We start from the raw sequence: 15589 nt of genomic DNA on the forward strand, positions 1-15589 counted from the left end.
GATGGCAAGCATTTCCAGACAGGCCTATGCCGAACTCTACGGTCCCACCACCGGCGATCGACTGCGCCTGGCGGATACCGAGCTGATCATCGAGATTGAGGAAGATCGCTGCATCTATGGCGAGGAAGTCACCTTCGGCGGCGGCAAGGTCATCCGCGACGGTATGGGCCAGGGACAACGTCCCGCAGCGCAAACCGCCGATCTGGTCATTACCAATGTGATCATTCTCGACTATTGGGGGATCATCAAGGCCGATGTGGGTATCAAGAATGGCCGCATTAGCGGGATCGGCAAGGCCGGCAATCCCGACATTCAACCCGGTGTTGATATTGTGATAGGTCCCGGTACCGATGTGATTGCCGGTGAAGGCAAGATTCTCACCGCCGGTGCCATCGACACCCATATCCATTTCATCGCCCCGCAACAGGCAGAGGAAGCGCTGGCCAGCGGAACCACCACTCTGGTAGGGGGGGGCGCCGGTCCCACCGTGGGAACACTCGCCACCACCGTCACCGCAGGCCCCTGGGCGATCCACCGCATGCTCGAGGCCATCGAAGCCCTGCCCATCAATGTCGGCCTGCTCGGCAAAGGCAATGCGAGCATGCCCGAGCCATTGCGCGAACAGATCCGGGCCGGTGCGGTCGGTCTCAAGCTGCATGAGGACTGGGGGACCACACCTGCGGCGATCGACACCTGTCTGAGCGTCGCCGACGAGGAAGATATTCAGGTGGCCCTTCATAGCGATACGCTCAATGAGAGCGGCTTTGTCAAGGACACTTTCGCGGCCATGAAAGGCCGCACCATCCATAGTTTTCATACCGAAGGTGCCGGTGGCGGTCATGCCCCCGACATCATCACAGCGGCGGGGGAAGAGAACATCCTTCCCTCCTCCACCAATCCAACCCGTCCCTATACGATCAATACGGTTGATGAACATCTCGACATGCTGATGGTCTGCCATCACCTCAGTCCGAAGATTCCCGAGGACGTGGCCTTTGCGGAATCCCGGATCAGACGCGAGACCATCGCCGCCGAGGATATTCTTCATGATCTCGGTGTCTTCTCGATGATGTCATCGGACTCCCAGGCCATGGGCCGGATCGGCGAAACCACCCTGCGCTGCTGGCAGACCGCGCATAAAATGAAGGTCCAGCGCGGCCGGCTTCATCCCGACAGCAGCCGCAATGACAATTTTCGCGCCAAGCGCTACATCGCGAAATATACCATCAATCCGGCCATCACCCATGGCTTCGCCCATGAAATCGGTTCGGTCGAAATCGGAAAGCGAGCCGACCTCGTCTTGTGGAAACCCGAATTCTTCGGGGTGAAGCCGAGCCTGGTCATGCTGGGCGGGATGATTGCTATGGCACCGATGGGTGATCCCAATGCCTCCATTTCCACGCCGCAGCCGGTCCACTACCGGCCGATGTACGGGATCATGGGCCGGGCCATCGGCTCGACGGGCGTCACCTTCGTGTCCAAGGCCGCGCTCGATGACGGGATTGGCGAAAAGCTCAAGCTGCAAAAGCAGCTGGTCGCGGTCAAGGGAATCAGAACAATCCGCAAGAAGGACATGATCCACAATGGCCTGACGCCGAAACTGGAGGTCGATCCGCAAAATTATCAGGTGCGGGTAGACGGGGACCTTATCAGCTGCGAACCGGCCGACGTCTTGCCGATGGCACAGCGTTATTTCCTGTTCTAGCAGAAGGGGGACAGGAGGAAGAGGGGAACACCATATGCCGGCTTCAAGCTTGAGTGACTATCCTGCATTACGCTTTGTCGACTGGACCTTGCGCGGCATCTCCCAGGTTGTGTTTCAGAACAATCCGCTCTCAGGCCTGATCATTTTGCTGGGAATCCTGTTCAACTCCTGGATCTACGCCGTGATCTGCCTTTCAGGCGTCGTGGCCAGCACGCTGACTGCCCTGCTGCTCAAAGCCGACCGGGCGCTCATTCGCGACGGACTTTATGGCTTTAATGGTTGTCTGGTCGCGCTGGCGCTTGTCGCCTTCACCAGCGCGGATTTTCAAATGGGTGCCTTACCGTCACCGGCCATGGCCGTCTATCTGGTTTGCGGCGCAGCCTTTTCCACCATGGCCTTTGCAGCCATTGCGACGGTCATGGCGCCCTATAAAGTCGCCCCGCTGACCATGCCCTTCGTGCTGGTTGGCTGGCTGCTGCTGTTTGCCATCCTCAAATTTGATGCCATTGATGCCGGCCCGATGGCAAAGCCGGTCTCACCGGAACAATTCTCCTATGCCGCCCCCTATCTGCTGCCGACCTGGTATATGGGGATCGGCACGGCGATCGGGCAGATCTTCTTCCAGGATAACTGGATTACCGGCTACATCATCCTTTGCGCCATCGCCGTCAATTCCCGCATCTCCGCGATGATGGGACTTATGGGTGCCGGCACCGGTGCTCTGGTGGCTGCTCTCTTCGGGGGACCGGAAGGCGCCATTCGCGATGGGCTGTTCGGCTATAATGCCGCGCTCACCGCGATGGCACTGGGCGGCTTCTTTCTCGTGCTGAACTGGGCCAGCTTCCTCTATGCACTCTTCGCTGCCGTCATCGCCACCTGGCTCTGGGCATCGGTTGCAATCTTTCTCAAGCCGATTGGCATGCCGGTGCTCACCTCGACATTCGTCATCGTCACCTGGATCATGCTGTTGGGGCAATATGCCTTCAAGGCGCTGATACCGGTGCCGCCGGCCGAGGCAACCACACCAGAGCAAAATCGCGCGGCCTTCGGCAATGCCGAGCGATCAGGACCGGAATAGCCGACTATATTGGGTTTCGTGCCAGGCACTGGCCATCGCCAATGCCGGCGCCATATTGCCAATGTCTTCGTCGCTCAAGTTTGCGGCCTTTTGCGCCGCAGTCTCAATGGCGTCAACGGCTGCAATGAGAATCCTCTGACCTGCCGTATGACCGAGCGGCACCAGGCGGATGGCAGCCGTCACCTGACTTTCCACCACCGTCCACATCAGACCCCGCAACGCATCACATGCCGCGATACCCCAGTGATGAGCCGCAAGCGCAAAGGCTGCCGGATAGCTCGCATGCCCACTGAAGCTGAACTGCGCGATACCGTCTTCATTCAAACTGCGCAGCAATGACAACAGGGATTCCGCCATTCGCCGGTCTTCGAGTTCCAGTTCACGGCTTTCGCGGCTGGCGGTGAGCCAGTCATTCAACCGCTCGAATTCGGCATGATCCTGCCGCTGCAAGGCCTGCATCATCCGCCAGAACAGTGCCCCGTCCAGCGTCGCATAGCTGTGGTTGAGCAGCCCGATGATCCAATCCGTACAGCTTTTGGCATCGACGACGATCTCTGCGTGAACCGCCCATTCCAATCCACGCGAATAGGAGAATCCCCCCACCGGCTGGTTGGGACTGACAAGCCGCAGCAGATGCAGCGGCGAGGCGCGCAGCACATCATTGTCCGCACCAGCCTCAAGGTCGGTATCGGTGTCGGATGGCTTGCGCGCAAATGCCGGGGAAACAGGGCTCACTCTATCCAATGGCCAGATAGACCCCGCTCAACGCGGCCAGCGAACCGGCGATGCGGACAGCGAGCTGCCCGGTTCTTCCCTTCGCCAGACTGCCAAGCGCAAGGCCGGCAGCAATGCCTGAAACATGCAGCAAGGCGGTGGCGAGCGCGAAACCGGTTGCATAGGAGAGGAAGCTGGCGCCGCCGATTTCGCCGCCATGGGCAAACCCATGAAAGAATGCGAAAAAGCCGACAATCAGTGCAGCATTGCGTGTTGAGGCGTGAAAGGCCAGCGCCACCAGAAGACCTATCACAATGACCGAGGCAAGAATGACCGGCTCCACATAGGGCAGCGGCAATCCCGAAAGCGCTGCAACAAAGCCCAGAACCATCACGCCAACAAAACTCAAGGGTACCACATAAAGCGCGCGCCCCCCCAGCATAGAAGCCCACAGACCGACGGCGACCATGGCCAGAATATGGTCAGCGCCGGTCAGCGGATGGGTGAAACCCGCAGCAAACGAGCCATGTTCCGCAGGGTTCAAATGCGCGAATGCAGGCGTGCTTGTTATCACGAGCACAAGAACTGCAAGAGCCGAAGACCTTTTCATTGTCGCGTCCTTTCGACAAAAGAGCACAGATTAGAACGAACCAAACATCGATCCCAGCATGAAGACGGCGGCCAGCGAAATGATAACCCCGACAATCACCGTCATCACCATGTCAAAATAGCTCGAGGCATGGGTCTGCTTGCTGATCTGCAACAGCAACAGCACGGTGCCGTTATGTGGCAATGCATCCAGCGTTCCGGCACTGATCACCGTCAGGCGATGCATCAATGCCGGATCAATGCCATATTGGTTGGCAAGCTGCATATATTGCTCGCCCAGCGCATTGAGTGCGATCGCCATGCCGCCTGAAGCAGTGCCGGTCAGCGCCGCCAGCGCGTTCATGGCGACGACCAGTGAAACCAGCGGGCCGCCGGGAACCTCCAGCACCGCATCGCGCACCAGCGTGAAAGCCGGCATGGCCGCAACCACCGCGCCAAAACCAACAAGACTGGCAATCGTCAGAATCGGCAGGACCGAGGAATTGGCACCGGCATCCAGGCTTTCGCGAATGGCTTTCAAGCGCGTAAAATTGGCGATAATCAGGGTGATGATCGCAGCGGCAAGCGCAATCAGCACCGCCCAGAGCCCGATCGCCGAAGAGACATCAATCCCCCAGGGCGGTTGGCTCAGGAAGGAAAAATCCAGCCGCGGAAGAATGATCAGCGCCATCAGAAAATTGACGACGATCACCACCAGAAGCGGCAGCAGCGCCACGAAGAAGGAGGGCTTGTCGGTGGCGCGGACGCCATGGTCGAGTTCGGCCGGATCGAAGTCCCCGGTCAGGGTGGATTGTTCCCTGAGCTTCTCGGTGATTTCCACGCCACTGGGCTCATCGACATAATTTTCCCCCGCCAGCCGCGCCCGCGCTTCCGCGCGCTGCAACCACCACATGCCAAAGGCCAGCGTGATGATGGAGGCAATGATCCCCAATCCCGGCGCGGCAAAGGTCGTGGTGCCGAAATAGGGCATCGGGATGGCATTGTTGGTCGAGGGCGTGCCCGGCATCGCCGACATGGTGAAGGTAAAGGCGCCCAGACCAATCGCCGCCGGCATCAGCCGCGCCGGTATATTGGCCGCCTTGAACATCTCGCGCGCCATCGGAACCAGCACGAAAAACGCCACAAACACACTCACCCCGCCATAGGTCACCACCGCCGAAGCGAGCACCACCGAAAGCATCGTCCGCTTCACGCCAAGCCGCTCTGTCAGCGAATGGGCGATCGCGGTGATCGATCCGCTGTCATCCATCAGCTTGCCGAAAATGCCGCCCAGCAAAAACAATGGAAACCAGCGGGCCACGAAATTCGCCGTCCCGGACATGAAGGTCGTGGTCCAGTTGGCCAGCAGCGGCTCGCCGGAAATCAGCGCCGCCAACAGCGCAGCCGCCGGCGCGAGCATCAACACGCTCCAACCGCGATAGGCAAACCACATAAGAAGAACGAGGCCGAGTAATATTCCGAGCAAACCCATATTATCTGACCCCTCAGTCGATACTGGTAAGAATGCCTGCGAAATTTCCTTCATAAAACAACTTTAATTTGAAGAATACAAGTATCATAATGAAACGATATTTGTGACGGCGCTGTTATGCTCGAATAAAGTTCCAATCAACTGTGGTGTCCCAAGTCCTCGCAGCCATTCATGAAGTCGGAGCAACGATGGATCCTTTCTTGCCGACGCAAGCCGTTGGGCTGCAACAAATCGTGCCATTGACCGGCCGCAGGCAGCCGGCGGTCGCAGCTTTGCCCGTGGCTTTACTGTCTTGTCCATACCGCAGCGCGCAGCGGGCAATCAGGCGGGGGCGCAATATTCAAAGGCAAGCAGGGTCTTGATGACGGAACTTCTCGCACTGCAATCAATCATGCTCAATCTTTGTCTGGCGCTGCTGCTCGGATCGGCCATCGGGCTGGAACGCCAGCTGCGGCAACGCCATTCCGGACTGGTCACCCATGGCCTGGTGGCGCTGGGGGCTGCGGCTTACGCCTCTCTCCCGCATGCGCTGGGGATCGTTGCCGATCCGCGCATGGGTGCCCAGGTGGTCACCGGTATCGGCTTTCTGGGGGCCGGTCTTATCATCAAGGACGGGGCCAGCGTCAAGGGCCTGAGCACTGCGGCGACCATTTGGAGTACCGGGGCCGTCGGCGTGCTGACCGGATATGGTTTCTGGTTTCTGGCGATTGAGACCGCGTTCTTCATTGTCTGCCTCAATCTCTCGCTGCCCAAGATCGCCACGCTGGTCGACCGCTACTCCTTCATCACCCCGCAGAGCGAGCAATATTATCGGGTGCGGTTCCGCTGCCCGCCTGAAAGCGAAATCGCGGTGCGGGCCTTGCTGATCCAGGCGCTGGATCTGAAAAAACTGCGCTTCCACGCCATTCGCAGCCATCGTCTGGAAGGCAGCGATGACATGGAAGTCGAGGCAACCCTGTTTACCGGCAAAGAACAGGATGGAGCGGTGGAGGCACTGGTGGCCCAGTTAAGCTTGCGTTCAAGCATAAGTTCGACCAGCTGGGTAAAACTCGAGCAGAGTGACTGGCCGCATGAGCATTAACTTTGCCAATATTATGCTCTGTACTCTCAAATACAAACGTGCTCATATGAGCAGACCATCACATATTACCCGCAAGCAGTCAGTCCGTTTTCAACCCTGTGAGGATTGAGGGATGAATGTTCCCCAACTGCTGAAAATGCAACGCAGGAGCGTTGAGCAGCGCAAATGGCGCGGCTTCCTGCTGCTGGGCATGCTGCTGCTGCTGGGCGGGGTGGCCTGCCTGCTCTTGCCGGTCTTTTCGGAATTTGCGGCCAGTACCGTGTTTGGACTGGTGCTGGTGGCGATCGGCGTCATCAAGATCATCCAGTCCTTGTGGGTGAAGAGCTGGGCCGGATTTGTCTGGCAGGAATTGTCCGGCGCCGTCGAGCTGGTCGGCGGTATCATGATCTGTCTTAATCCGCTCAAGGGCGCGCTGGCGATCACGCTTTTGATCGCCATTGTGGTCTTTGTTCACGGCTTTCTTCAGATCGCCATGTCGTTGAAGATCCGACCCGAGGGCGGATGGTGGTGGTTCACCCTGTCGGGGATCATTGCCTGGGTGGCCAGCGCCGCGCTTGTTCTCAAATGGCCGCTGATCCGCGAGCTGCCTTCGGGATCAATCGCCGGCATTGCCCTTCTGATCGCCGGAATAGCTTATGTGGGAATTGCCTTTACGACCAGAAATGCGTGACTGAACACCCACCATCTTGAGGGAGATCCGGCGGTGAAAAGGGCTCTGGTTCATCAAAATCTGAAGGGGGCCCTGCTTCTGGCGGTTCTCATCATGGCATCGGCCACCGCAGGCAAGGCGCAACAGCCGCAAGCCGGGCCGGCACCCGCTGTTGTTGTCGAGACGGTCGCTATCGCCCCTGCTGCGGCACCGCAACGGTTCAACGGACAAATCGAAGCCATCGAGGCCGTCGATATTCAGGCGCGTATCACCGGCTTTCTCAAAGCCAAAGCCTTCGAACAGGGTGCGCGCATCAAGACCGGTGATCTGCTTTTTGAGATCGAACCCGATGCGTTGCAGGCGGCGCTCACGCTGGCGCAGGCGCAGCTCGCGCGCGCAACCGCCAATCAGAACGCCACCCGTCAGACGCTGCAGCGAACCAGAACGCTCGCCAGTCGCAATACCGCCTCGCAGGCGGCGCTCGATGACGCCCAGGCTGCCTTCGATATTGCGAGCGCCGATGTCAAGGGTGCTGAGGCCAATCTCAACACGGCCCGCCTGAACCTGTCCTATACAAAGATCCGCTCACCGATCGATGGCACCATCGGCCGCTCGCTGGTGACGGTTGGCAATCTCGTTGGCCCGGGCAGCGGACCGCTGGCGCGTATCGTGCAGCTCGATCCGGTGCGTGTGGTGTTTTCTGTCACCGACCGGGCCCTGGTCAGCCTGCGCCAGCAGGAAGCCGCCGGACAGGCGATCACGCCGCAACAGTTCAAGCTGAGCCTTGTTCTTGCCAATGGCAGCACCTATCCGCAGCGTGGAACCATCCAGTTCATCGATAATGAAGTCAGTACCCAGACCGGAACCGTGGCCGTGCGTGCGCTGTTTGCCAATCCAGATCAGATTCTCGTGCCGGGCCAGGTGGTCGCTGTTCAGCTTCTGGATGAAGCCATCGGTGAGCTTCCCGTCGTTCCGATGTCGGCGGTGCTGCAGGATCGACAGGGCAAATATGTCTTCGTGCTCGGTAAAGACAATAAGGTTTCGCGACGCCCAATTGTCACCGGTGCCCGCATCGGCAATCGATGGGCCGTCACAAGCGGCGTCACGCAAGGCGAACAGATCGTCACGCAAGGGCTGCAACGCATTGCCGATCAGCAGCTGGTCTCACCGCGCGAAGCCAATGATAACGAAGGGGCGGAACAATGATTTCCGAGATCTTCATCCGCCGCAGCCGCCTCGCCATCGTTATTTCAATCCTGATCTCCATTGCCGGTGCCATTGCGATCTTCGCGCTGCCTATCCAGCAATATCCGCAGATCTCGCCCCCGACCGTTACCGTCTCCGCCTTCTATCCCGGCGCCAGTGCCGAAGTCATCGCCGATGTGGTGGGCGGGCCGCTCGAAACCGCCATCAATGGCGTCGATGACATGATGTATATGTCATCCACCAGTTCCAATGCCGGACAATATGCGCTTTCGGTGACGTTTGAAGTGGGTACCGATCCGGAACTCGCCCAGATCAATGTGCAAAATCGCGCGCAGCTGGCGATTTCGCGCCTGCCTGCCGCCGTCGCCCAACAGGGCGTGTCGGTGCGCGCCCGCTCGCCGGACTTCGTGCTCGGTATCGCGTTTTATTCCCCCGATGAGAGCCTCAACGCCCTCGAGATCACCAATTTTACCACCACAACCATCGTTGATGCGATTTCCCGGGTCGCCGGGGTCGGTGAGGCAAGCGTGGTGGGGGCTTCCGAATATTCGATGCGGGTGTGGCTCAATCCGCAAAGAATGGACGCGCTTGGCATATCGGTCGATGAGGTTTCAGCCGCAATCCAGCGCCAGAATATCCAGGCGACGCTCGGCCAGGCCGGTGCGCCGCCGATGCGGGAAGCCACCGAACTGCAATATACGCTGGTCGCGGAAGGCCGCCTGCGCGATGCCGAGGAATTCGGCGCCATCGTCATCCGCACCGGCGCAGACGGGGCCAAAGTCTTCCTGCGCGATATTGCACGGCTGGAACTGGGTGCCCGCAATTACGCCTCCAGCGCGAGTTTTGCCGGCCATCAATCGGCGATGCTGCAGATCAATCAAGCGCCCGGTGCCAACGCGATCGAGACCGCACAGGCCGTGGAGGCAGAGCTTGAGCGTCTGTCTGCACGCTTTCCAGCCGGCCTGCAATATCATGTGGTCTATGATGCGACACGCTTCGTCAAGGCCAGTCTGCAACTCACCACGCGAACGCTTCTGGAAGCCTTCCTGATCGTTCTCGCCGTCACATTCGTGTTTCTGCAGGACTGGCGCGCCACCCTAATTTCCGCCCTTGCGATCCCCGTCTCCATGCTCGGGGCCATCGCGGTGCTTTTGGCGCTCGGCTATTCGCTCAATATGATATCGCTGCTCGCCCTCGTCCTGGCGATCGGACTGGTGGTGGATGACGCCATTCTGGTGGTCGAAAATGTCAAACATGTGCTCGATGATGCACCGCAAATCAGCGTCATCGACGCCACCCGCACGGCCATGCGCCAGATCACCGGTCCCATTATTTCCACAACGCTGGTCCTGCTCGCCGTCGTGACCCCGACAGCTTTTCTGGAGGGAATTGGCGGACAGCTCTATCGGCAGTTCGTTGTCACCATTTCATCGGCTCTGATCATCTCGTCCTTTGTCGGTCTCACACTCAGTCCTGCACTCGCGGCACTGCTGCTCAGACGCGATCAGACCGGTTTCAAACGCGGCCCGTTCGCCTGGTTCACCCGCTTCATGGAACGCACCCGCGATGGTTATGGTCATCTTGTCGGGCTGACGGTCAGACACTGGTATATCCCGCTTGCCGGCATTGTTGCCTGCTTTGCCGGCGCCTATCTGCTGTTTGCCAATCTGCCGGCAACCTTTCTGCCCGATGAGGATCAGGGCGCGCTGTTTGTGGATATTCAGCTGCCCAGTGCCGCATCGCTTGAACGCACCAATCGCATTGTCGAGGATGTGCGCAAAGTGCTCAGCGAGACTGCGGGTGTTGCAGACGTCATTACCGTGTCAGGCTTCAGCATCCTGCAATCCACCAGCACGCCCAATGGTGCCATGGCGGTTGCAGCCCTTGCCCCCTGGGAGGATCGCGAGACCCGGGCCCTGCAGCTCAATAGCATTATCGCCTCCCTGCGTAGCCAGTTCATGCAGATCCCGGGGGCCAATGTCGCCGTCTTCGCGCCGCCGGCCATTGCCGGTATCGGCTCGGTTGGCGGCCTCGATTTCCGCCTGCAGGCCCTTGAGGGCCAACCACCCGAGGATATCGCACAGGTCACCAGCGCTCTGCTTGGCTATATCAACCGGCAAGCGGATATCGGTGGGGCGGCAACCACCTTCAACGCCAATGTGCCGCAAATCTATGTCGATGTAGACCGGACCCGCGCCGAGGCACTTGGCCTGAGCGTCTCCGATATCTATGCCACCATCGGTGCCAATTTCGGCTCCCGCTACGTCAATGATTTCACGCTCAATGGACGGGTGTTCCAGGTTAATCTGCAGGCGGATTCCGACTTTCGCGCCCATGCGGAAGATATCCTCAAGCTGCATGTCAGAAATCGCACTGGAACTCTGGTACCTCTGCGCGGTGTGGTGTCACTGACCACCGTGCTGGCACCCTTCGTCATCACACGCTACAATCTCTCCGTCTCCGCCCAGATCAATGCCGTCCCTGCGCCCACAGCCAGCAGTGGCGAGGCGATGAGCGCGATGGCGAATGTTGCGGCAACCGCGCTTCCCGATGGCTACGGCTATGAATGGTCCGGCCTGTCGTTTCAGGAAAACCGCAGCAGTGGCCAGGAGGCTCTGGTCTTTGCGCTGGCTTTCCTGTTCGCCTATCTGTTTCTGGTGGCGCAATATGAAAGCTGGAGCCTGCCGCTGGTGGTCATTGTGTCATTGGGAGCTGCTCTGCTGGGCGCTGTCGCAGCACTCAGCCTGTTTGGACTGCAAAACAGCCTCTATGTCCAGATCGCGCTGGTGTTGCTGATCGGTCTCGCCGCCAAGAATGCCATTCTCATCGTGGAATTTGCCAAGGAAAAGCGCGAGAGCGGCCTGAGTGCCGGTGACGCCGCCCGACTGGGCGCCGAGCAGCGTTTTCGTGCGGTGATGATGACCGCCGTCTCCTTCATCCTCGGTATTCTGCCGCTCGTTCTGTCATCAGGGGCCGGCGCCGGCGCGCGCCAGGCCGTCGGTGTCACGATTTTCGGCGGCATGGTCGCCGCAACCACCGTCGGCCTGCTGCTGACGCCGGGCATTTATTTCCTGGTGCAGCGGCTGAGCGAAACCGTCACCAAGGCTGAACCTGCGCGAAAATCGGACAATCCGTAGCAGGGCTGTCACGGCTACCCGCAATCACTGCGCGCACGAAAGTCTGAGCCCGTGCAAGTTTCGCATTGCGCATGTCTGGGTCCACATAAGCCTGGGTCCACACAAATCTTGGACCACCAAGGTCTGCTGCGAAGGTTTGCGGGAACAGGCAGGATCAGGGTGCCGACGACAGCCGCGCGGGTGGCGGCAAAGCTTGCGCGGCCCCCGCAATTCATCCTGGATCAGGCGCTGTCTGATCGCCCGCGCTGCGCCGCACAACCCACGCCAGGATGCAGCTCTCACCGTCAGGCTTCGGCGCGCCCTTGGTCTGACAATACTGCGTCCACAAAGGCTGCAAAGGCATTTCCTATAGTTTAAAACTAGAATAGTTCCAATAATTGAAAAGTATTGTCGAAACTATTTCCAATTACATCGAGACAGGGACTTGATAAATTAAAATGACCTCTAGATAATTTTAATTGAAATCGAGGCTTGGAGGCACGGATGCATTGGCTTCACTCAATATTTCAGCAGGCTCCGGAAATAGCGCTGTTCCTGTCGCTGGCAGGCGGCTACGCGATCGGCAAGATCAATTTCGGCAAGTTTCAACTGGGTGGGGTTGCTGGTGCATTGCTTGTCGCGGTGCTCATCAGCCAGGTCGGGATTGAGATTGATGATGGTGTGAAGGCCATTCTCTTCGCATTGTTCATTTATGCTGTCGGCTTTGAAAGCGGGCCGCAATTTTTCCGTTCGCTGGGACGGCAATCCATCCGCGAAATCGCAATGGCTGCGGTGCTGGCGATCAGCGGGCTTGCGACCGTGGTCATCATGGCCCGGATTTTCGGTCTCGACAAAGGCATTGCCGCCGGTATTGCGGCCGGTGGGCTCACCCAGTCGGCAATCATTGGTACGGCAAGTGCGGCCATTTCAAAATTGGGGGTGGCTGCCGAGGAAGCGCAGCGGCTGCAGGCAAATGTCGCCGTGGGTTATGCGGTGACTTACATTTTCGGCTCTTTCGGCGCAATTATCATCTGCGTGAACCTGTTGCCCAGGATCATGGGCCGGACGATCCGCGATGATGCGATCAAGGCGGAAGCGGCACTCCTTTCGGGCCTCAGGGTTTTGGGCCAGGGGGAAAGCGATGCCGCGCCTGATCTGGTTGGCCGTATCTACCGTGTTCAGGTCGCAGCCGGCAAGACCGTTGCCCAGAGCGAGGCACTCGCCGGGCGTGATAGTCCCATTACCATTGAACGGGTGAAGCGGGCAGGGAAGATCATCGGCGTGACGCCGGATCTCACACTTGAGGAGGGCGATGTCATCCTTGTGGTCGGACGCCGCAAGGGCGTTGTGGCGTCGGGTGGGAAAATTGGAACGGAATTACAATCCTCCGACGGAATGGATGTGGTGGTGGCGCTTCATGACGTGACGATCACCTCTCATGACTATATCGGCAAGACCGTCGCAGCCATCCGGGACGGGATCAGCCCTGATCTGCGCCATGGCGTCTATGTCGTGGGTGTCAAACGCGCAGACAAGCCTTTACCACTCCGTCCGGACACCGTGATACAGGCCGGCGACGTTGTCTCCCTTTATGGCACGCAGCAGGATCTGCAACGCGCCGCACAATCGATCGGCCCCGTCCTGGTGGCAAGCGACAAGACCGACTTCGTGTTTCATGGCCTTGGTATTGCCCTGGGGCTGCTGATCGGGCTTGCGGTTATCCGCCTCGGCTCGATTCCGCTCACTCTGGGAAGTGGTGGCGGTGCGCTGCTGTCGGGATTGCTGTTTGGCTGGTATCGCAGTCGCAACATGACCATCGGCAATATGCCAAGCGGCGCATCGACCCTGCTCCGCGATCTTGGCCTTGCCGGCTTTGTCGCGGTCGTCGGCCTGCAGTCGGGCCTGCAGGCGGTGCAGACCATCATGAGCAGCGGCCTGACAATTTTTCTCGTCGGCATGGTGGTCACCATCCTTCCCTTGATCATCACGCTGTTTTTTGGGCTCTATGTGCTCAAATACGATAATGTGGCGATATTTGCCGGGGCACTTTCCGGATCGCGCAGCGCAAATCCAGCCTTCGGCGAAGTGCTCGACAAGGCAGGCAATTCCATTCCCACCACCCCATTCGCAATCACCTATGCGCTGGCCAATGTCTTCCTGACATTGCTCGGCCCGCTGGTTGTGGCTTTTTCCTGAGGAACAGATCATGGTGAAGACTGATTACAGCAAATTTGCCCAGCTCAGCCCGTTTGAGCTGAAAGACGCGCTTATCGCAGTTGCCTCGGGCAAGAAGAACCACGCCATGCTCAATGCCGGACGCGGTAACCCGAACTTTCTCGCCACCGTGCCACGGCGCGCTTTCCTGCGGCTGGGCCTTTTTGCAGTTGCTGAAGCGGAGCTTTCCTATTCCTATCTGTCAAACGGCATTGGTGGATTGCCGAAAATTGAAGGTATTGAGGGCCGATTTCAACGGTTCATTTCCGACCATAGCGATCAGGAAGGGGTGAAATTCCTCGGGCGCACGCTGTCCTATGTGCGCGATCAGCTCGGCTTGTCTGCCTCTGAGTTCCTGCATGAAATGGTGGAGGCTATCCTGGGTTGCAATTATCCCGTCCCACCCCGCATGCTCAAAGTCAGCGAAGAGATTGTGAAACACTATCTGGTCCGCGAAATGATCGGCGGCTATATGAGCTCTGAAACGATCGATCTGTTTGCGGTGGAGGGTGGAACCGCCGCAATGACCTATATTTTCGATACACTTAAACAAAACAGGATTCTCGAGGAAGGCGATACGGTGGCGATCGGCATGCCGACCTTCACGCCCTATATCGAAATTCCGGAGCTGAACAATTATCGCTTGAAGGAGGTGCATATCAATGCGGACCCCAAAGCGGGCTGGCAATATCCGCAAGCCGAACTCGACAAGCTGCTCGACCCTGCCATCAAAGTGTTCTTCCTGATCAATCCAAGCAATCCGCCTTCCGTCAAGGTCGATCAGCGCGGACTTGAACAGATTGGCCGTATCGTCAAGGAAAAACGTCCTGACCTGATCATTCTGACCGACGATGTCTATGGGACCTTTGCTGATGACTTCAAATCGATATTCGCGGTCTGCCCCTATAACACGATGCTTGTCTATTCGTTCTCCAAATATTTCGGTGCGACGGGCTGGCGGCTGGGGGCGATTGCAATGCATAAGGACAATGTGCTCGATGCGAAACTCAAGGCACTCCCCGCAAATGTGCAGAGGGAGTTGCGCGGGCGCTACGCATCGCTCGTTCCTGATGTCGCAACGCTCAAATTCATCGACCGCCTGGTCGCCGACAGCCGCACCGTCGCGCTCAACCATACCGCCGGTCTTTCAACACCGCAGCAGGTGCAGATGGTGTTGTTTTCCCTCTTCGGCCTGATGGATGAGAAAGACGCCTATAAGGCCCAGCTGAAGAAGCTCATTCGCAATCGCGAGGCCGCTCTCTATCGTGAATTGGGCCTGCCACCGCAGTCCGATGAGAACGACGTCGACTATTATACGCTGCTCGATCTCGAAGATATCGCAAGGCGGCTTTATGGGGATGACTTCGCGGCCTGGGTCAAAAAGAATATCTCGCCCACAGAACTGCTGTTCCGCATTGCGGATGAAACCGGGATTGTCTTGCTGCCGGGGACCGGCTTCGGCACCCTGCAACCGGCAGGACGCGCTTCCCTGGCCAATCTCAATGAGTATGAATATGCCGCGATCGGTCGTGCGCTCAGGCGCATGGCCTGCGAAATACACGACAATGATTATCAAAAGCGCAAGGAGGCTCGGTGATTCAATCGAACCAAGCTGTCAACTGTCGCTTTTCGTCTGCGCGCATGTAAATCGGGCGCCAGGCTTCGTCGGAGGCTGTTGATCAAGATCGCAGTCATTCCGGCAGTGGCGGCTTGATCTGATTGAAGCCTCCCAATGCCGGGCAAAGG

11 protein-coding genes are annotated in these 15589 nt (G+C 58.6%); 8 read left to right on the forward strand and 3 right to left on the reverse strand.

Features of this window, described 5'->3' with window-relative positions; all coding sequences use genetic code 11:
* Nucleotide 1 precedes the first annotated feature (1 nt).
* Together ureC and ABWV94_RS19355 are read left to right on the forward strand one after the other, a co-directional pair.
* Nucleotides 2–1705 (forward strand): urease subunit alpha, encoded by a 1704-nt coding sequence (gene ureC, locus ABWV94_RS19350; RefSeq protein ID WP_353415016.1) that lies wholly within the window; start codon nt 2–4, stop codon nt 1703–1705.
* A 34-nt stretch (nt 1706–1739) separates the two neighbouring features.
* Nucleotides 1740–2783 (forward strand): urea transporter, encoded by a 1044-nt coding sequence (locus ABWV94_RS19355; protein ID WP_353415018.1) that lies wholly within the window; start codon nt 1740–1742, stop codon nt 2781–2783.
* On the opposite strand, the gene ABWV94_RS19360 is transcribed toward ABWV94_RS19355, so the two are convergent.
* The 3 genes from ABWV94_RS19360 to ABWV94_RS19370 all read right to left on the reverse strand — a co-directional run bounded on the left by ABWV94_RS19360 (nt 2769) and on the right by ABWV94_RS19370 (nt 5577).
* Nucleotides 2769–3440, reverse strand: coding sequence for an urease accessory protein UreF (locus ABWV94_RS19360; protein ID WP_353415096.1), 672 nt, complete (start codon nt 3438–3440; stop codon nt 2769–2771). The two genes, ABWV94_RS19355 and ABWV94_RS19360, sit on opposite strands and share 15 nt — an antisense overlap.
* Nucleotides 3441–3519: 79 nt before the next feature.
* Nucleotides 3520–4107 carry a HupE/UreJ family protein gene (locus ABWV94_RS19365; RefSeq protein WP_353415020.1) on the reverse strand — a complete coding sequence of 196 codons (588 nt, stop codon included), beginning with the start codon at nt 4105–4107 and terminating at the stop codon, nt 3520–3522.
* Nucleotides 4108–4137: 30 nt separating this feature from the next.
* Nucleotides 4138–5577: a GntP family permease gene (locus tag ABWV94_RS19370; RefSeq protein WP_353415022.1), complete on the reverse strand. Its 1440-nt coding sequence runs from the start codon at nt 5575–5577 to the stop codon at nt 4138–4140.
* Between the two features lie 361 nt (nt 5578–5938).
* On the opposite strand from ABWV94_RS19370, the gene ABWV94_RS19375 reads away from it, so the two are divergent.
* The 6 genes from ABWV94_RS19375 to ABWV94_RS19400 all read left to right on the forward strand — a co-directional run bounded on the left by ABWV94_RS19375 (nt 5939) and on the right by ABWV94_RS19400 (nt 15440).
* Nucleotides 5939–6658 (forward strand): MgtC/SapB family protein, encoded by a 720-nt coding sequence (locus ABWV94_RS19375; protein WP_353415024.1) that lies wholly within the window; start codon nt 5939–5941, stop codon nt 6656–6658.
* 112 nt (nt 6659–6770) lie between these two features.
* Entirely contained in the window at nt 6771–7328 is a 558-nt protein-coding gene (locus ABWV94_RS19380; protein ID WP_353415025.1) for an HdeD family acid-resistance protein, read from the forward strand.
* A gap of 33 nt (nt 7329–7361) precedes the next feature.
* Nucleotides 7362–8513 (forward strand): efflux RND transporter periplasmic adaptor subunit, encoded by a 1152-nt coding sequence (locus ABWV94_RS19385; RefSeq protein ID WP_353415026.1) that lies wholly within the window; start codon nt 7362–7364, stop codon nt 8511–8513.
* Nucleotides 8510–11650 (forward strand): efflux RND transporter permease subunit, encoded by a 3141-nt coding sequence (locus ABWV94_RS19390; protein ID WP_353415027.1) that lies wholly within the window; start codon nt 8510–8512, stop codon nt 11648–11650. Before ABWV94_RS19385 ends, ABWV94_RS19390 begins: the two co-directional genes overlap by 4 nt.
* Before the next feature lie 483 nt (nt 11651–12133).
* Nucleotides 12134–13825: an aspartate-alanine antiporter gene (gene aspT / locus ABWV94_RS19395; protein ID WP_353415028.1), complete on the forward strand. Its 1692-nt coding sequence runs from the start codon at nt 12134–12136 to the stop codon at nt 13823–13825.
* A 10-nt stretch (nt 13826–13835) separates the two neighbouring features.
* Complete coding sequence (locus ABWV94_RS19400; protein ID WP_353415029.1) at nt 13836–15440, forward strand: bifunctional aspartate transaminase/aspartate 4-decarboxylase; 1605 nt, start codon at nt 13836–13838, stop codon at nt 15438–15440.
* Nucleotides 15441–15589 lie beyond the last annotated feature (149 nt).

Origin of the sequence: Brucella sp. NBRC 12953, from assembly GCF_040369775.1 — a bacterium.
Taxonomy (GTDB): domain Bacteria; phylum Pseudomonadota; class Alphaproteobacteria; order Rhizobiales; family Rhizobiaceae; genus Brucella; species Brucella pseudogrignonensis.

Coding starts and splice junctions, on each gene's coding strand:
- ABWV94_RS19365 (WP_353415020.1), bottom strand. CDS start 4,107: ATGAAAAGGTCTTCGGCTCTTGCAGTTCTTGTGCTCGTGATAACAAGC.
- ureC (WP_353415016.1), top strand. CDS start 2: ATGGCAAGCATTTCCAGACAGGCCTATGCCGAACTCTACGGTCCCACC.
- ABWV94_RS19380 (WP_353415025.1), top strand. CDS start 6,771: ATGAATGTTCCCCAACTGCTGAAAATGCAACGCAGGAGCGTTGAGCAG.
- ABWV94_RS19390 (WP_353415027.1), top strand. CDS start 8,510: ATGATTTCCGAGATCTTCATCCGCCGCAGCCGCCTCGCCATCGTTATT.
- aspT (WP_353415028.1), top strand. CDS start 12,134: ATGCATTGGCTTCACTCAATATTTCAGCAGGCTCCGGAAATAGCGCTG.
- ABWV94_RS19375 (WP_353415024.1), top strand. CDS start 5,939: ATGACGGAACTTCTCGCACTGCAATCAATCATGCTCAATCTTTGTCTG.
- ABWV94_RS19370 (WP_353415022.1), bottom strand. CDS start 5,577: ATGGGTTTGCTCGGAATATTACTCGGCCTCGTTCTTCTTATGTGGTTT.
- ABWV94_RS19355 (WP_353415018.1), top strand. CDS start 1,740: ATGCCGGCTTCAAGCTTGAGTGACTATCCTGCATTACGCTTTGTCGAC.
- ABWV94_RS19400 (WP_353415029.1), top strand. CDS start 13,836: ATGGTGAAGACTGATTACAGCAAATTTGCCCAGCTCAGCCCGTTTGAG.